This window comes from Streptomyces sp. NPDC057474, from assembly GCF_042802555.1.
In the GTDB taxonomy this organism is placed as follows: domain Bacteria; phylum Actinomycetota; class Actinomycetes; order Streptomycetales; family Streptomycetaceae; genus Streptomyces.
This window is the reverse complement of the sequence record NZ_JBHVDX010000001.1, coordinates 105,404-122,082: the sequence shown is the minus strand read 5'-3', so window position 1 is coordinate 122,082 and position 16,679 is coordinate 105,404. Positions and strand designations below refer to the sequence as shown.

General features: G+C 72.1%; 10 protein-coding genes and 1 pseudogene. 3 read left to right on the top strand and 8 right to left on the bottom strand.

What is annotated here, in order from left to right; all coding sequences use genetic code 11:
- Positions 1-208: 208 nt before the first annotated feature.
- The 4 genes and pseudogenes from ACFU53_RS00515 to ACFU53_RS00500 form a co-directional block, all read right to left on the bottom strand.
- Positions 209-880: a DUF6629 family protein gene (locus ACFU53_RS00515; RefSeq protein ID WP_383984132.1), complete on the bottom strand. Its 672-nt coding sequence runs from the start codon at positions 878-880 to the stop codon at positions 209-211.
- Positions 881-1,135: 255 nt separating this feature from the next.
- Positions 1,136-2,110 (bottom strand): Lrp/AsnC family transcriptional regulator, encoded by a 975-nt coding sequence (locus tag ACFU53_RS00510; protein ID WP_383984129.1) that lies wholly within the window; start codon positions 2,108-2,110, stop codon positions 1,136-1,138.
- Between the two features lie 31 nt (positions 2,111-2,141).
- Positions 2,142-3,749, bottom strand: a complete 1,608-nt coding sequence (locus ACFU53_RS00505; protein WP_383984126.1) for an MFS transporter — start codon at positions 3,747-3,749, stop codon at positions 2,142-2,144.
- Positions 3,750-3,948: 199 nt separating this feature from the next.
- A pseudogene (locus tag ACFU53_RS00500) lies at positions 3,949-5,004 on the bottom strand (LacI family DNA-binding transcriptional regulator).
- 110 nt (positions 5,005-5,114) lie between these two features.
- Between ACFU53_RS00500 and ACFU53_RS00495 the strand changes: the two are divergent.
- The 3 genes from ACFU53_RS00495 (at position 5,115) to ACFU53_RS00485 (ending at position 10,627) form a co-directional block, all read left to right on the top strand.
- Positions 5,115-6,293, top strand: a complete 1,179-nt coding sequence (locus ACFU53_RS00495; protein ID WP_383984123.1) for a phytanoyl-CoA dioxygenase family protein — start codon at positions 5,115-5,117, stop codon at positions 6,291-6,293.
- Between the two features lie 183 nt (positions 6,294-6,476).
- Positions 6,477-10,043, top strand: a complete 3,567-nt coding sequence (locus tag ACFU53_RS00490) for a DUF4132 domain-containing protein (RefSeq protein WP_383984120.1) — start codon at positions 6,477-6,479, stop codon at positions 10,041-10,043.
- Entirely contained in the window at positions 10,040-10,627 is a 588-nt protein-coding gene (locus ACFU53_RS00485; RefSeq protein WP_383984117.1) for a hypothetical protein, read from the top strand. Before ACFU53_RS00490 ends, ACFU53_RS00485 begins: the two co-directional genes overlap by 4 nt.
- Here ACFU53_RS00485 and ACFU53_RS00480 read toward each other — a convergent pair.
- From ACFU53_RS00480 to ACFU53_RS00465, 4 genes are all read right to left on the bottom strand, one after another.
- A complete protein-coding gene (locus tag ACFU53_RS00480) occupies positions 10,561-11,289 on the bottom strand; it encodes an alpha/beta fold hydrolase (protein ID WP_383984114.1) in 729 nt (242 codons plus the stop codon). The two genes, ACFU53_RS00485 and ACFU53_RS00480, sit on opposite strands and share 67 nt — an antisense overlap.
- 91 nt (positions 11,290-11,380) lie before the next feature.
- Complete coding sequence (locus ACFU53_RS00475; RefSeq protein WP_383984111.1) at positions 11,381-13,060, bottom strand: (2,3-dihydroxybenzoyl)adenylate synthase; 1,680 nt, start codon at positions 13,058-13,060, stop codon at positions 11,381-11,383.
- On the bottom strand, positions 13,053-15,146 hold the full coding sequence (locus tag ACFU53_RS00470; RefSeq protein WP_383984108.1) for an acetate--CoA ligase family protein: 2,094 nt from the start codon (positions 15,144-15,146) through the stop codon (positions 13,053-13,055). The genes ACFU53_RS00475 and ACFU53_RS00470 overlap by 8 nt, the downstream gene beginning before the upstream one ends.
- Positions 15,143-16,660, bottom strand: a complete 1,518-nt coding sequence (locus tag ACFU53_RS00465) for an FAD-dependent monooxygenase (RefSeq protein ID WP_383984105.1) — start codon at positions 16,658-16,660, stop codon at positions 15,143-15,145. The genes ACFU53_RS00470 and ACFU53_RS00465 overlap by 4 nt, the downstream gene beginning before the upstream one ends.
- Between the last annotated feature and the right edge of the window lie 19 nt (positions 16,661-16,679).

Here is a 16,679-nt window from a genome sequence, read left to right as displayed (position 1 = left end):
CCACCTCCGCCGCCTCAGCACTCGATCGGCTTGCGGTAGCGGACGTACCAGTTCCGGCGGTGGAACCCGACGTTCGCGTAGAGGTCCCGCTCAGCGCAGCCCAGCCGTACTGCGGCCATCGCGTCATGGTCTGCAGGGCCCCGGTACGGGCGGCAGGCATAGCGGTTCGCGCCCATGCCCAGGATCTCTCGTACACGCGTGTGCCCTGTCAATCGCCTTTCGCGTGCTCCCGATGCTCCGCGGCCGGGTGACGGGACGGCGGCGAGGAAGCCCTCGGTCGTGTGCGCACCCAGCCGAGGAGGACCAACGAACACAGGGCGGCGAAGGCGCACCAGGTCGAGATGAACTCCAGCCGCCACAGGGTCCAGCAGATCGAGGCGCCGACGGCGGCCAGGATCCCGAGCACCACGAGCCGCCGGTCACCGGAGAGGAGCAGGGAGCCGACGGTGGCGAGGAGGTAGCCCGCGACGGGGGCCACCGGGTGGGAGAGGGCGATGGTGTAGCCGACGGTATGGCCGCGGACCTCGGCCGTCACCGGGCCGGTGGCGAGGCCGTGGGTGAGCAGCGCGGCGGTCGCGACTCCGACCGCGAGGAGGACGATGAGCCGGGTGCGGGCGGGCGGCGGGGCCGCGCACAGCACACCCGCGGGCACCCACACGGCCAGCAGCGGCAACGCGATGACGGCCCAGGCGACGGTGGCCGGTCCGCTGCCTCCGCCCGAGGACCAGACCACCGACTCCACGATCTGGTGGGCCCCGAGCAGCAACGGCAGCGCGGCGAGCGGCAGGTCCCGCCCGCTGCGCACCAGCGCCACACAGGCCACCCCGACGGCCGCGACACCGGCACCCGCCACGAGATCGGCCGTCGCACTCCAGCACATCACGCCACCATGGGGTCGACCGTCATCTGCGCGGGCCACGCTACGTCGCTCCCGGCGGCCGTTCGCGGGGCGACACGGGGGCTATGAGAACCAACGGGAGCCACGGGAGCCACGGGAGCCACGGAGAGCCACGGAGAGCCACGGAGAGCCACGGAGAGCCACGGAGAGCCTACAGACACCAGGTGCGCTACGGCCGCCGCTGGCACCAGCTGGCTGCCGGGGGCGCACGTCGCGTCCCCGATGCCCGGCTCGCCGTCAGCGTGTGGGCTCGTAGGTGAGTTGTTTGACCTGGCGCAGGGTCAGGGTGGTTTCGACGGACCGGACTCCTTCGAGGGCGCCGATCTTCTCGCTCAGGTAGCGGTAGAGCTCGCCGGTGCTGCGATTGAGGACGGAGGCGACGACGTTGGCCGGGCCCGTGGTCGCGGCGGCGAAGCGGACCTCGCGGTGTGCGGCGAGGGCCTGGCCGACGGCGGCGAGGGCGGAGGGGGCCACGGTGAGCCAGAGCATCGCGCGGACGCCGTGGCCGAGGGGTTCGCTGCGGTGCTGCACGTCGAAGTAGAGGACGCCCGAGGAACGCAGTTGTTCCACGCGCCGCTTGACGACGGCCTCCGACTGGCCCGTACCGGCCTGGAGTTCTTGGAACGTGGCCCTCCCGTCGTCGCGGAGCAGGGCTACGAGTGCCTCGTCCTCCGCGTCGAGGGAGACGGGCGCCTCGGCCCTCTCCACCGGGGGCGGACGCAGCGCCGCCTCCTCGTCCGCGTCGAGCGCCCGGATCTTGTCGAGCCAGCTGAGCGGGCCGCCGTAGAAGATGTGGAGCAGGCAGTGGGCGCTGACGGAGATGACGCGCGGGGTTCGCTGCAGTCGGTCGAAGAGGAGTTCGTCGCGGTCCTTCTGGCTGCGCGGCTTCATCGCACACAGCACCTCCGTACCGCCCGCGATGAGGTCGATGTACGAGGTGTCCGGTCGGCGTGCCAGGGAGTTGGCCAGCTGCTCGGCCACGTCGGGGGTGCAGCGCAACCGGACGATCCAGCTGTTGCGGCCGAGCATGCTCTCGTCGACCATGCCGACCACCCGTAGGCCGACCGTGGTGCGCAGCCGCCGGCAGCGTCGCGCGATCGTCTGGTCGGACACGCCGAGCACCTCGCCGATCCGGCTGAAGGGCGCCCGGCCGTCGAGTTGCAGGGCCTGCAGCAGCTTCAGGTCGAGCGCGTCGAGCGGCCGGGCGTCCACGATGGCCCTCCTCGGTTCAGGGGCTCGGAGTTCAGAGGTTCAGGGCGGGATGGGGTCGTACTGCTTCAGGATGGGATGCGGTCGTGGTGTGCACGGGCCCGGACGGTGCCGGGTGCCGCGGTCGGCGCAGCAGGAGCACTCCGACGGCCGCCGCGAGCAGGGTCAGTACGGCGGCGACGAGCAGGCACACGTGCAGGCCGTCGAGGAAGGCCTCGGACAGGGCGGCCAGGGCGCGGGGCGTGTCGGCGCCCAGGTCGAGTCCGGCGACGGCGCCGATTCCGCCCTGCTCGGCGACCGCCGTGACGTGCTGCACGGTCGGAGTGGTGAGGCCGGTGTCGGTGAGGTGGCCGGGCAGGGCGTCGACGGCCTCGGTGGAGAGGAGGGTGCCGAGTACGGCGGGGCCGAGGGCGGCGCCGACCTGGCGGAAGGCGTTGTTGCCGGCGGCGGCCATGCCTGCCTGGTGGAAGGGCACCGAACTGACGGCGGTGGCGGTCATCGGCGTGATGACGAAAGCCATGCCGAGGCCCAGCAGGGCCAGCCGCCAGGCCAGCGAGCCGAAGGAGGTGTGCGCGCCGATGTTCGTGAGGGAGAGCAGCGCGGCCGTGGCGATCAGCAGGCCGCCGGGGATGAGCACCCTCGGTGAGACCCGGTGGACGAGTCGGCCCACGGTGGCGCCGAGCACGAGCGGGACCATGGAGACCATCAGCAGCCGCCAGGCCGCGTCGAGGGTGGAGAGCCGCTGGACCATGCCGAAGTAGAGACTGAGGGTGAAGAAGAACCCGATCAGGCCCAGGAAGCTGATCATGGCGATGAGGGTGGTGGCGGTGAAGGCCGGGCTGCGGAACAGCGTCAGGTCGAGCATGGGGCTGCCGCTCGCGCGCTCCACGACGACGAACGCGACCGCACCGACCGCCGCGGTGGACAGCGCCACCATGACCTTCGGGTCGGTGAAGGAGGTGGCGCCGCCCTCGATGATCCCGTAGACGAGTGTGGTGATCGTCAGTGCGGCGGTGAGCTGTCCGGGCCAGTCCAGTCGGCGGGTGCCCGGAGCCCGGGAGTCCGTCAGCAGCTTCGCCGCGCAGACCATCGCCGCGAGGGAGGCGGGGACGGGCAGGAGGTAGATCCAGCGCCAGTCGTAGTGGTCCAGGACGACGCCGGCGATGACGGGGCCGAGCGCCAGGGCGGCGGCCAGGGACGTGGCCCACAGTCCGATGAACCTGCCTCGTTCGCGCGGGTCGGGGACGGCGTGGCTGATCAGGGCGAGGGTGGTGGGCAGCAGGGCGGCCGAGCCCAGACCGGCCAGTGCCTGACCGGCCCAGAGGATCTGGACGGACTGCGCGCACAGGGCGACGAGAGCGCCCGCGCCGCTGAGGGCGAGGCCCGCCTGGAAGACCTTCTTGCGGCCGTGGACGTCGCCGAACACCCCGGCGGTGAGGATGAGGGCGGCCATCGGGAGGACGAACGCGTCGGAGACCCAGGAGAGCTGGGAGGTCGAAGCGTCGAGGGACCGCTGGATCGCGGGGAGGCTGGCCGAGACGCTCGTCACCGGCAGATAGGCGACGAACACGCCGACGCAGGCCATGACGAGCGTCGCGGCCCGCCGTTCCCGCGGCGTGCTCGCCGTGGTCGTGGCATTCACGAAAGACTCTTCTCTGCAGCGCCCGGTGGGCACGGGGACGGACTGACTGCGCCCACCCTCGGCCGCGCCGGCCGCCCGACGAAGCCACCGCCCACCGGAACCCGGAAAACCGACATCCGGACCCGGTTTTCCAGGCATGTTCGACACGTACTCCGTACATACTCCGCCGCCGCTTCGGCCCGTGCCGGCCGCCCCCGGGTCACGGTCCGGCCTCATCCCGTACGTGACCGCCCCGACGCGTCGGGGCGGGCGTGTTGAACGGGGTGACCCCCTGGATCGCCGACGGCAGTATCGGCCCGTCGTCCGGCAGTGCCTCGTGCGCGCGCATCACGGTCTGGCAGGCGCGGCGTACGTCCTGGCGGAGGTCGTGATGGAGGACGGCGGACAGGCGGCGCTCGCGGAGCAGGCTGGTGTGTCGTGGTCGAGGTCGCGCGCGATGAACACCGCGCGGTTCCAGCCCAGTTCGTCGAACGCGTCCAGGGTCGCGAGGTTCCCGTTTGCCCAAAGAGTAGACGGCGACGATGTCCTGCTCGCGTCGGAGTGCCGCGAGGACGAGGTCGCGCTGGGTGGCGTCGAGGCCGTCGCTGTCGGTGACCTCCACCAGGGAGCGGGCGGGGTGGGCGAGGCGCATGGCGCTGCGGAAGCCCGTCTCGCGCTCCTCCTCACCCCGGAAGGAGGCGCGGCTGATGGTGGTCAGCACATGGCCGGGCCGATCGCCGAGCCATTGGCCGATGAGGTATGCGGCGGTGGTTCCGGCCCGCGCGGTTGTCGATCCCGACGTACGCCACGCGCGCTGCCGGGCAGATCGGTGACGAGGGTGACGACGGGCATGCCGGCCGCGGCCGGCCGACGGCGGCGGTGATCTCCGGCAGGTCCGGCGCCTTGAGGAGACGCCCTGCGAACCCCGCTTCGCGATCTTGTGCAGGGTGGAAACCAGTTCGGCCGCGGGCCCGGTCTCACGGAAGTGGAACCGGGAGCGCACGACGGCGGGTGCAGGGAGGGCAGTTCCGCTTCGAGGGCCTCGCGCACGGCGGTCGTGAAGCGTGCCGGGGCCTGCATCACGATGTCGATCACGAAAGTACGGCCCCCGATGCGGACCCGGCTCCGCTGGCGGTCCAGGTCCTCGACAGCCTGCCGCACCTCACGGATCGTGCTCTCCCGCACATTGGCCCCGGCTGTTCAGGACGCGGTCGACCGTGGCCGTGCTCAGCCGCGACTGACGGGCGATCTCCCTGATCGTGTACGGGTGTCGCATCGCTGTTTTCCCACGTTCCGTGAGGTCTTTTTGACGTGTTTCCGCGCATTGAATGAGGGGTTCTAGGTCCGCAGACTGGCAGAAACACAAGGCCTGCGAAAGGAGCCGCGATGTCCCCCATCGCTGCGGTGTCACGGACCTGGCTGACCGAGGCGGACTGCGATCTCGACGCGTTCCGCGCGCTCGTCGAGCAGAGCACCGATCTCGCCGACCATCCCTCGGCCGAGCGGGTCGAGCGGAACGTGCCGCTCTACGACAGCGACCGGCTCCGCGCCCTGACGGCCACCCCGGAGGGTCGTCGGAACCTACAGACCGAGCTGGTCCGGGCCCTGCTGGACGGCCCCGGAATCGTCGTGCTCAAGGGCGCGTTCACCGACCCGGCCGTCGTGGACCGGGCCTCGGCCGCCTTCCGCGAACTGATCGAGGAGGAGCGCGCCGCCGGTACGGCCCGGGGCGACCACTTCGCGAAGCCCGGCGCCAACGACCGCGTCTGGAACGCCCTGGACAAGCTGGCCGTACGGGCGCCGGACGTCTTCGCCGACTACTACGCCAACGACATGCTGGCGCTGATAGCCGAGGCCTGGCTCGGCCCCGCCTACCAGGTGACCTCCCAGGTCAACGTCGTCAACCCGGGCGGCACCGCCCAGAGCCCGCACCGCGACTATCACCTCGGCTTCCTCTCCCAGCGGCAGGCCGCCGCCTACCCCGCGCACGTCCACCGCCTCTCCCCCGTCCTCACCCTGCAGGGAGCGGTCGCCCACTGCGACATGCCCGTCGAGTCCGGCCCCACCCTCTACCTGCCGCACTCGCAGAAGTACGAGCCCGGCTACCTCGCCTGGCGACTCCCCGAGTTCGTCGCGTACTTCGACGCCCACCACGTCCAACTCCCCCTGGACAAGGGCGACGCGGCCTTCTTCAACCCCGCGCTCCTCCACGCCGCCGGGCACAACCGCTCGTCCGGCATCCGGCGCATGGCGAACCTGCTCCAGATCTCCTCCGCCTTCGGCCGCGCCATGGAGACCGTGGACCGCGAGGCGATGGCCAACGCGCTCTTCCCGGTTCTGTCGCACCGCAGGTCCGAGGGCGCCACCGAGTGCTGGCTGCGCCGCGTCGTCGCCGCCACCGCCGAGGGCTACCCCTTCCCCACCGACCTCGACCTCGACCCGCCCGTCGACGGCCTGGCCCCGCCCTCCCAGGCCGAATTGCTCTGGCAGGCCGTCAGTGAGAACTGGGCCCCGCAGCGGCTGCGCCGCGAACTGGAGGCGGGCGGCAAACGCCGAGGGCGCTGAACGAACCGGCCGGTGACGCCCCGTCGGCCGGCCTCGGACATCAGCCGACCGACGGCCGACGGCGTTGTCAGTGGCTCCCTCTAATGTGGTGATTGTCGCTGGACGTGGCGTGTATCCGCCGGTCAGCGGCCTGATCCGCGTGGGGTGGGCCGGGGAGCCGGCACGGTCGGAAGGGGTGGGGGCGTGCGCCGCTGGGAGTATGGCGAAGGGGACTCTTCGAAGTTCTGGGAGGCGGAGGCGGACGGGGCCACGGTCACCGTCCGGTACGGGCGTTGCGGTACGGAGGGCCGGACCCAGGTCAAGGAGTGCGCTTCCCCGGAGGAGGCCGCCGAGTACCTGCGGAAGACCATAACGGCCAAGGAGCGCAAGGGATATCAGGAGGTCGGCGCGGCTCCCGCCGCCGAAGGGGACGCCCCGGTTCCGGAAGCCTCTGTGGTCGATGAGGACACCTTCGTGCTCCCGGCCTCCTGGCACCGCCACCTCCATCCGCGCCGGGGCGGTGTCCGCCGTAAGCCCGCGCCCCCGCGCAAGGGCGCGGCGAGCGAGGCCGAGCAGCGGCTGAGCGCCGGGGCCACCTGGGTGCGGCTGTACCTGGACAGCCCTCGGAGTGACGCGGACCTGTTGCGGGCCGCCGAGGCTCATCTCGCCGGTACGGCCGACCCGCTGGGCGCGGCCGTGCTGGCCGTCGCCTCCGACATGGCCTGGTCGGGTGCTGCGTGCGCCGATGCCTGGGTGGAGGCCCACGGCCCGGTGTTCGCCGCCCGCGCGACCGTCGAACTCTTCGACGTCGAGGGGCACTACACCCAGCACGGCACCCGCCGCTTCGATCCGTACGTCGAGCGCACACCGAACAAACCCTTCGCGGGCGCCGCGGAGCGGGTGCGGGGCGTCGCCGACCGTATGCGTGCGCTGCTCGCCGCCGCCGACGAGGACACGTACCGAACCGTGGTCGCGGCGCTCACCGGAATGCGGAGCAGCGCCCGCAGACGCGTCGTCGTCTCGTACCTCGTGCCCAGCGAGACGGAATGGCTCAACGAGTGCGCGGGCGGCCCCGAGGCGAACCGGCCGCGCAACAACGCCCTGCGCTCGATGCTGTTCTGTTCGTTCAACGATCCGGAGCAGGTCCGGCAGTTGGGCGGTGTGGCCGGCCTGAGCTACGGGGCATGGCCGATGCCGACGGTCGCCACCGTCGCCGAGGGCATCGGCACGGCGGTGGCACCCCTCGTGGCGGAGTCGTTGAGCGGCTCGTACGTCACGTCGGACACCATCAGGAAGGTCAACTCGATCCTGGTCGAGATTCCGTCCGACGAGGCGTTCGCCCTGCTGATGGCACAGCTCGGCGACAAGCGGACGCAGCCCTTCGTGACGAAGGCGGCCCGCCGCTACCCGAGGCGTGCCCTGCGCATGCTCGCCGAGGCCGTGGCGGCGGGCGGGCCGAACGCCGACGCCCTGCGGCACACGCTGCTGGTGCATGTGTCCGCCCACCCGGACCTGGCCGGGAAGGCGCTCGCCTCCCTCTCTCCCGAGGCGGCCGGCGCCGTCGAACCGCTGCTGAGTCCGCAGGGCCGGGTGCCCGACGCCCCGGCCGCGTCCCTGCCCGAACTGCTCACGAGTCCCCCCTGGACCCGGCCACGCGAGGCCGTCAAGGTCCGCACGGTCACCGGGCTGGTCGCCGAGGACGCGCCCGGGATCGTCTGGCTGCCCGGTGAGCGGCAGGAGTGGGCGGACACCCAGTCCCGGGAGCGGGACTGGGCCTCGCGTTCCGAGTGGCCGGACGATCCGGACGCCCTGCTGAGCGCGGTCCGCTCGGACAAGGTCGGCTCGATGGGGATCTTCCTCGACAAACCCGAGGAGCTGGTCCGGCCGCTGCTGGACGAGTGGAACCCGACGAGTCTCGACAGCGATGCCGCCCTCAAGCCGATCGTCGCCCGGTTCGGCACGGACGCGCTGGGGGTGGTGCTGGGTGTCGCCCCGAAGTGGCCCACGTCGCTCGCGCCGCTGCTGCTGCCGTATGTGAGCGTGGGGGCGGCCCGGCTCGTCGCGGAGTGGGCCGTGCGGCTGAAGTCGGCGCGGGGGACGGCCCGTTCCTGGTTCAGGCGGCATGGAGAGGCCGCCGCCCCGCTGCTGGTGCCGGACGCCGTGGGCAAGGCGGGTCCCGCGCGCCGGCACGCCGAGCAGGCGCTGCACACCATCGCGGCCCTGCACGGGGAGCAGGTCGTGCGGTCCGCCGCCGAGCGGTACGGAGCCGAGGCCGTGGCGGCGATCGGGGAGTTGCTGTCCGATCCGCTGCGGACGGCGCTGCCGGCGAAGCTGCCCGAGCCCGTCGAGTGGGCCGAGCCGGTGCTGCTGCCGCAGATCCTGGTGCGCTCCGGTGGCGCCCTGCCCGCCGACGCCACCCGGCATGCGGTGACCATGCTCGCGATGTCCCGGCCGGGCGAGCCGTACCCGGGGGTGGCCGTGGTCCGGGAGTTGTGCGTGCCGGAGTCGCTCGCAGAGTTCGTCTGGGCCCTGTTCGAGCAGTGGCGGCTCGCCGGTATGCCGAGTCAGGAGAGCTGGGCGCTGGGCGCACTGGGGCTGCTCGGTGACGACGAGACGGTACGCCGTCTCACACCGCTGGTGCGGGCCTGGCCCGGCGAGGGTGCGCACCAGCGGGCGGTCGACGGGCTGGGCGTGCTGGCCGCGATCGGCACCGATGTGGCGCTGATGCATCTGCACGGCGTGGCGCAGCGCGTGAAGTTCAAAGCGCTCCGGACCCGCGCGCTGGAGAAGATCGCCGAGCTCGCGGAGGACCTCGGGCTGACCGGCGAGCAGCTCGCCGACCGGCTGGTGCCCGACTTGGGCCTTGACGCGCGGGGCACCACGGACATCGACTACGGCAGCCGTACGTTCACGGTCGGCTTCGACGAACAGCTGCGTCCCTTCGTCCAGGACCCGGACGGCAGGCGTCGCAAGGACCTGCCCCAGCCGGGCTCGCGGGACGACGCGGAGCTGGCTGCTGCCGAGCGCAAGCGGTTCATGGCGCTGAAGAAGGACGTACGGACCATCGCCGCCGACCAGGTGCGGCGACTGGAGTCGGCCATGGTGCAGGGCCGTTCGTGGTCGGCGGCCGAGTTCCGCGAGCTGTTCGTCGGGCATCCGCTGCTGTGGCATCTCGTCCGACGGCTGGTGTGGCTGAGCGACACGGACGGGACGACGACGGCCTTCCGGGTGGCGGAGGACCGTACGTTCGCGGACGTCGAGGACAGCACGTTCGTTCTACCCGACACGGCGAGCGTACGGATCGCGCACCCGCTGCTGCTGCCGGGCGGACTCGACGTCTGGGCGGAGCTGTTCGCGGACCACGAGATCCTCCAGCCGTTCCCGCAGCTGGGGCGGCAGGTGTTCGAGCTGGCCGCGGAGGAGGCCGCCGGCTGGCGTCTGGAGCGCTTCGAGGGCCTCACGGTGACGACGGGCAGGCTCGTCGGTCTGGAGCGGCGCGGCTGGCGGCGCGGTCAGCCGCTGGACGCGGGTGTCGAGCGCTGGATCTCCAAGCAGCTGGCCCCGAACCGCTACGCGGTACTCACCCCCGACCACGGCATCGCCGTCGGCTTCTTCGATCCCGCCGAGCAGCAGAAGGTGGAGCACATCTGGCTCGCCACCCGGCCGGGCGACTACTGGCCGAGGGACACCCACAGCGCCCGCTTCGAGGAGATCGACCCGGTGGCGGTGTCCGAACTGCTCGCCGATCTGACGGAGTTGACGGCCCCGTGACGACGGGGCCGTACACCACTCCCGGGGCCAGGCCCGTATCACTCCGTTCACCCTGCTCGGGCCCGGCGGAATACTCGTCCCGGCCTCGCCCCGCCGACGGTGCCGCCCGCGCTGCGCTCGCCGACCGCACCCCGTCCGATCCGATCGCGACAGCCGCCGACGCGGCGCTCACCGCCCTCGCCGAGGCCGCCCACCACGGTCTGCGCCGTCTCCCCCGCTCGGTTCGCGACCGACTCCGCGAAGCGGCGGACCGGCTGACCCGCACCGGTCTCACCACCTCGTCGAACCTGCTGAGAAGACTCCTCGACACACGGGAGCACGACCACGACCCGACGTACGGAAATGACCCGGCGTACGGACAGGACCCGACGTACGGACAGGACCCGGTGTACGGACGAAACCCGGCGTACGGACAGGACCCCCTGGCCTCGGCCTCCACGGCCTGGACCGACGCAGGCGTACGCCTGCACGCCGCAGTCGGCCTCAGCCGCTGGCCGCCGGCCGGCTCGGCCGGTCGCTACACCGCGCAGGCCCGGATGAACGCCCCCGCCAGCTCGGCGGGCCGGGTGAAGCAGCCCTCATGACTGCCGGGGGTCTCTATGACGAGGGGGTTCTTGAGCCGCTGGGGGAAGCGGTCGGCCCAGGCCCACTCGCCCGGGAGGGAGAGATCCTCGGTCGACAGGATGTAGGCGGTGGGGATGTCGAGCGCGGTGAACGCGGTCGTGTCGGGCTTCTCGGTGAAGGTGCCGAGAGGTTGGGGGACGAGGAGGGAGTGGACGAGGCGCTGGGTCTCCTCGCCGGCGTCCTGCATGAACGCCTGCTGCCAGACCTCCAGGGGCAAAGTCACCGTGTCGTCGCCGGACGCGGCGGCCAGGGCGTGGAACATCTCGCCGTAGTGCGGCGGGCACGCGTCGATCAGTGACTCTCCGTCGTTCGGCACGAAGGCGCTCCAGAAGACGAGCCGCCGGACGCGTGCGGCGAGTCTCGGTGCCGCGCCGGTGAGGACGAAGCCGCCCCAGCTGTGGCCGAGCAGGGTGATGTCGCTCAGACCGGCCCCTTCGACGTACTCCACTAGGCTGTTCACGCAGTCGGTGAGGGTCACCCCGCGCGGGTCGTCGTCGGCGCTCAGCCCGGCCAGGGTCGGGGTGTGCACCTCGTGGCCGGCGGCCCGCAGTTCGTTCGCGACCGGGCGCCAGGCCCAGCCGCCGTGCCATGCCCCGGTCACCAGGACGAAGGTCTCGCTCATGTCGATCTCCTTTGATCGAGTGCGGCAGCCGGTTCACAACCGGCGCGGCAGGGAGGGGAGTTCATCTGTGCTGTGCGGCTCTCTCACCGCATCAGTGACCGCCGGGGGTTCCCTCGGTGTCGAGGCGGCGGACGATGTCGGCGCGCAGGGCCTTCTTGTCGATCTTTCCGACCTTGGTGGCGGCGAGTTCGGGGACGGTCACCAGCCGGTCCGGGAACTTGAAGCGGGCGATGCCCGAGCGGTCCATGACGTGGTGGATGTCGTCGAGGGTGACCGTGTGGCCCGGTTCCGGTACGACGTAGAGGCAGACCCGCTCGCCGAGGCCGGGGTCGGGCATGGCGACGGCGGCGGCTCGGGCGACGCCCGGCGTCTGGTAGGCGAAGTTCTCGATCTCCTCGGCGGAGATGTTCTCCCCACCCCGGATGATCATGTCCTTGTCGCGGCCCTCGACGACGAGATTGCCGTCCGGCCGCAGCCGCACGATGTCGCCGGTGCGGTACCAGCCGTCCTCGGTGAACGCGCGGGCGTTCTGTTCCTCGGCACGGTAGTAGCCGCGCGGGGTGTACGGACCACGTGTGAGCAGCACGCCCGGCACCCCCTCGGCGACCGGGTCGCCCAGTTCGTCGACCACGAGGAGTTCGTCGTCCTCGCACATGGGGCGCCCCTGCGTCGTACAGATGACGTCCTCGGAGTCGTCCGGGCGGGTGTAGTTGAGGAGCCCCTCGGCCATGCCGAACACCTGCTGGAGTGTGCAGCCCAGTTCGGGGCGGACGCGGCGGGCCACGTGGTCGGCGAGGCGGGAGCCGCCGACCTGGAGCAACCGCAGCGAGCTCAGGTCGGCCCCGGGGTGGTCCGCACGGTGGTCCAGCCAGCGTTGGGCGATGGCGGGGACCACGGCGGTCGCGGTGACACCCTCGTTCTCGATCAGCGCGAAGGCCTTTTCGGGGCTGGGTGAACCGAGCACGACCCGGCCGCCGTTCAGCAGTGTGCCGAGGAGTCCGGGGCAGGCCAGCGGGAAGTTGTGCCCGAGGGGCAGGGCGGCGAAGTAGACGGTCCCGGGGCCGAGTTCGCAGACCTCGGCGCTGCGGCGGGCGTTGTAGAGGTAGTCGTCGTGCGTGCGGGCGATGAGCTTGGGCAGTCCGGTGGTGCCGCCGGAGAGCAGGAAGACGGCGATGGAGCGGCTGTCGGGCCGGTACGCGTCCACGACCTGCCGTAGGTCCCCACCCTCGGTGCCGGGTGCGGCGCACAACTCCCGCAGATCCACGGCATCGTCGCCCACCTTGTCGCCAAGGACCAGTACATGACGCAGAGTTGATGACCCCTCGGCGATCTCGACCGCCATCGCCTGGTGGTCGTGGTCCCTCAGGAAGTCCGGAACAGCGAGGGCCACGGCCTCGCTCTGCTCGACGAGATGGCCGATCTCGTGTCTGCGGTGGCCGGGCAGCGCCATGACCGGGATGACACCGAGGCGGAGACAGGCGTAGGTGAGGATCACGAACTCGGCGGTGTTGGGCAGTTGCACCACGAGCCGGTCGTCGGGGCCGAGGCCCAGCGCGGCCAGGCGCTGGGCGGTGGCATCCGCGCGTGCGGCGAGTTGGCGGTACGTCAGGCGCCGTGCGCCGTCGACGACCGCGACGGCGTCGGGGTTCGCGTCGGCGGCGGTGTGCAGCCGGTCTCCGAGGGCGATGCCCTCCCAGTAGCCCTTCTCCGTGTAGCGCTGCGCGTACTCGGCGGGCCAGGACACAACGCCGTCGCTGCTCGGCCTAGGCATGGTCGTTCTCCTCGGTGGGCGTGGGCACGATCACGGCGTCCAGTGCGATCAGCCCCTCGGCGGTCAGCCGCAGCGGGTTGATCTCGATCTCGGCGGTCTGGGGACTCGCGGCCAGGGCGGCGGCGAGCGCGGCGACGACCCGCCCGAACTCGGCCCGGTCGAGCACGGGCCCACCGCGCCACCCGTCCAGCAGGGCACGGGCGGCCAGGTCGTCGGGCATGGCGGCTGCCTCGGCCACGGACAGCGGGGCGAGCCGGATCGCCACGTCGGCGAGCGCCTCGGCGGCCGTACCGCCCAGTCCCGCCAGCACGACCGGCCCGAACACCGGGTCCCGCCGCACTCCGAGGACCAGGTCGACGCCGGCCGGCGCCATCGCCTCCACCAGGGAGCGACGGCCGGCACCGATCGCGTCCAACGCCGCGTCCAACTCCTCGGCCGTACGCACACCCAGGTGTACCCCGCCGACCTCCGTCTTGTGGAGGATCGCGGCGTCGAGCACCTTGACCGCGACCGGTCCGCCCAGCAGCCGCAAGGCTTGGTGGGCGTCCGCGCGGGAGTCACAGGCGACCCGGTCGGGCGTACGGATGCCGAGTTCCGCGAGGAACGACTTGGCGGCGTCCTCGTCGAGCAGGCCACGCGGCACGGACACGGCCACGGGAGCCGTAGTCCCGTCGGCTGCCCGCTCCGCTCCACGGGAGGCCTTCTCCGCTGCCGCCCCCAACGCCCGCTGTCGCGCGTCCGTCACCAGTGCGCGTACGGCGTTGGCGGCGGAGGCCGGTCCCGTGAGGGCCGGGATGCCGGTCTTGTGGAGTCGGGCCCGTTGCTCGGCGACGTCTTCGGGGAGGCCTCCCACGACCACCACGGCCGGGGAGTCGGGGCCAAGGCCGGCGTCCTGGGCGGCGGAGGCGAGGTCGACGCTGTCGGGCTCGGTGAGGGCGTAGACGGCGAGGAGGTCCACGGCCGGGTCGGCGGCTGTGGTGGCGAGGACCCGGGCGAAGCTCTCGGCGGGCCGGCCGGTGTCCACCGGGTTGCGTTGGTAGGTGAGCGGGGGCAGCAGTTCGCCCAGCGTGTGCCGCGTGTCGACTGCCAGCTCCGGCATACGGATGCCGTCGGTGCCCGCCCGGTCCGCCAGCAGCAGTCCCGGGCCCGCCTGGGCGGTCACGATGCCGAGTCCGGGGTCCGGTAGGGGGCGCAGCCGGACACGGGAGAGCGCGGTGAGCGCGTCCACCAACTCCCGTTCGTCGTCCACGACCACCGCTCCGGCCTGCCGCAGCGCGGCCCGTGTCGTGCGCCAGGACGTGGCGAGCGCGCCGGTGTGCGAGCGGGCGAAGTCCCCGACGTCGCTACGGCCGACGACCAGCGCCACGACGGGTTTCACGGCGGCCACCCCGCGTACGGCCGCCACCAGCCGGGGCCCGTCCGGCACCGTCTCCAGATGCAGGGCGACGGCGCTCGTACGGTCGTCGTCCACGAGGTGTTCCAGGACGTCCGCGGCGGTGACGTCGAGGCCCGCGCCGATGCCGACGCCGAGACTGATGCCGTTCCCGGCGGCGGCCAGGTCGAAGGAGAGCGCGTGGTTGACGCCGCCGCTGGCCGCGACGACGGCGATGTCACCGGCCGGAAGCTGTCCGGCGGCGGGCACGAAGCTGGCCGTCAGGCCCAGGTGGGGCGCGAAGAAACCGGAGGTGTTGGGGCCGAGCAGCCGGACCCCGGTCTCCCGGGCGACCCGGCGCAGCGCCTTCGCGTGCTCCTCCCCCTCCGGTCCCGCCTCGCCGAACCCGCCGGCGCAGACCAGCGCGGCACGGCACCCGGCGGCAGCCGCCTCGGCGAGGGCGTCCGCGCAGCCGGAGGCCGGTACGCACAACACGGCCAGGTCGAGCCGCCCTTCGGTGTGCGCGGCCGCGTCGGCGACCGAGATGTACACGCCCGCGCCCGGCTCGGGACGGCGCGCGTTGACCAGCGCTCGGGCACCGGGGAAGGCGGCCAGCGAGCGGGCCATGGCGGCACCGAGCTTGCCGGCCTGCCGCGAGGCACCGATCACCACGACACCCTCGGGCGCGAACAACGGGGTCAGCTTCGTGCTCATGCCTGCCCCACCAGATCCGCCCGCCCCGACAACAGCAGCGTCTGCGCCCGGTCGTCGTCCATCGCGTCCTCCACGATCAGCGCGGGCACGCCGTGCACCAACCGCGCCTGCTCGGCGAGCAGCGACCGGGTGAGCGGGGTGCCGTCCTGTACGGCGACGAGGTCCGGCGGTGGTTCCGCGCTCAAAGAGGCAGCCAACTGCTCGTACACCGGGGGGAGTTTGGCCTCCCCGTCGGGCGCGGTGAGCCACAGGCACCGGGAGCCCTCGTCCCGTAGCTCGGCGAGTTGCCCGGCGGTCAGGCGTCGGCCGGCGAACTCCATGAGCGGGGTGTCGAGGGGTGCGTATCCCTCGTGGGCGACCCGCCAGTCCCGTACGACCCGGTCGATGAACTCGGGGTCGCGGCGCGCGATCCGGTCCTTGCCGATGGAGCGGGAGATGAAGTGGAAGGCGAACTGGGTGGGCCGGAAGGCATCGTGGTAGCGCCCGAAGTGCTCCCACCAGGACAGGCTGGGCCGGGCGGCGCCCTGGATCTTCTGCACCGAGGGGCGCCGGGCGGCCTCGTACGCCTCCAGGGCGCTCGGCAGATCGTCGCGGTGGGCGATGACGCTGTCGGCGAGGGCGACCGCGTCCTCCATGGCCATCTTGGTGCCGGAGCCGACGGAGAAGTGCGCGGTGTGGGCGGCGTCGCCGAGGAGGACGACGTTGCCGCTGTGCCAGCGACGGGCTCGGCGGGTGCGGAAGTTGCCCCAGCGGGAGTTGTTGACCAGGAGTGCGTGGCCGTCGATCTGCTCGGCGAAGAGCTTCTCCAGATAGTGTCTGGTCTTCTCGTCACTGGGGCCCGGCGGCTGCGCGGTGTCGAACTCGTCGAGGCCCGCCCGCCGCCAGGACTCCTCGTCGGTCTCCACGATGAAGGTGCTGACGCTGTCGCTGATCGGGTAACCGTGCACGGCGAACGTGCCGTGCGGCCCGTGTTCGTGGACGAAGGTCAGACCGTCGAAGAGGTAGTTCGTGCCGAACCAGATGAACTTTGCGGTCGCGACCTCCACCTCCGGTACGAGGACGTCGGCGAGGCGGTCTCGCAAGCGGGAGTTGGCTCCGTCGGCGGCCACGATCAGGTCGTAGTCGGCGAGTTGCGCCGGATCGGCGGGGACCTCGTGGCTGAAGCGGAGGTCGACGCCGACCTCGACGGCCCGCTCGTGCAGCAGCTGGAGCAGGGTCTTGCGGGTGATGGCGGCCATGCCGTTGCCACCGCACCGGATCCGCTGTCCCTTCAGCCGCACCTCGATGTCGTCCCAGTGCCGCCCGTGGTCGGCGAGCGCGGTGCGCAGCACCGGATCGGCCGCATGGATGGCGGCCAGGGTCGCGTCGGAGAACACCACACCGAAGCCGAAGGTGTCCTCCGCACGATTCCGTTCGAAGACCGTCACCTCGACCGACGGATCGGCCTGCTTGACGAGCGCCGCGAAGAACAGCCCGCCGGGGCCGCCTCCCACACAAGCGATCCGAGAAACCATGGCTCCGACCTCCACATCG

What these genes read in the sequence shown, in the direction of transcription:
- ACFU53_RS00515 (WP_383984132.1), bottom strand. Translation starts at nt 880, where the DNA reads ATGTGCTGGAGTGCGACGGCCGATCTCGTGGCGGGTGCCGGTGTCGCG.
- ACFU53_RS00495 (WP_383984123.1), top strand. Translation starts at nt 5,115, where the DNA reads ATGTCCCCCATCGCTGCGGTGTCACGGACCTGGCTGACCGAGGCGGAC.
- ACFU53_RS00480 (WP_383984114.1), bottom strand. Translation starts at nt 11,289, where the DNA reads ATGAGCGAGACCTTCGTCCTGGTGACCGGGGCATGGCACGGCGGCTGG.
- ACFU53_RS00475 (WP_383984111.1), bottom strand. Translation starts at nt 13,060, where the DNA reads ATGCCTAGGCCGAGCAGCGACGGCGTTGTGTCCTGGCCCGCCGAGTAC.
- ACFU53_RS00470 (WP_383984108.1), bottom strand. Translation starts at nt 15,146, where the DNA reads ATGAGCACGAAGCTGACCCCGTTGTTCGCGCCCGAGGGTGTCGTGGTG.
- ACFU53_RS00465 (WP_383984105.1), bottom strand. Translation starts at nt 16,660, where the DNA reads ATGGTTTCTCGGATCGCTTGTGTGGGAGGCGGCCCCGGCGGGCTGTTC.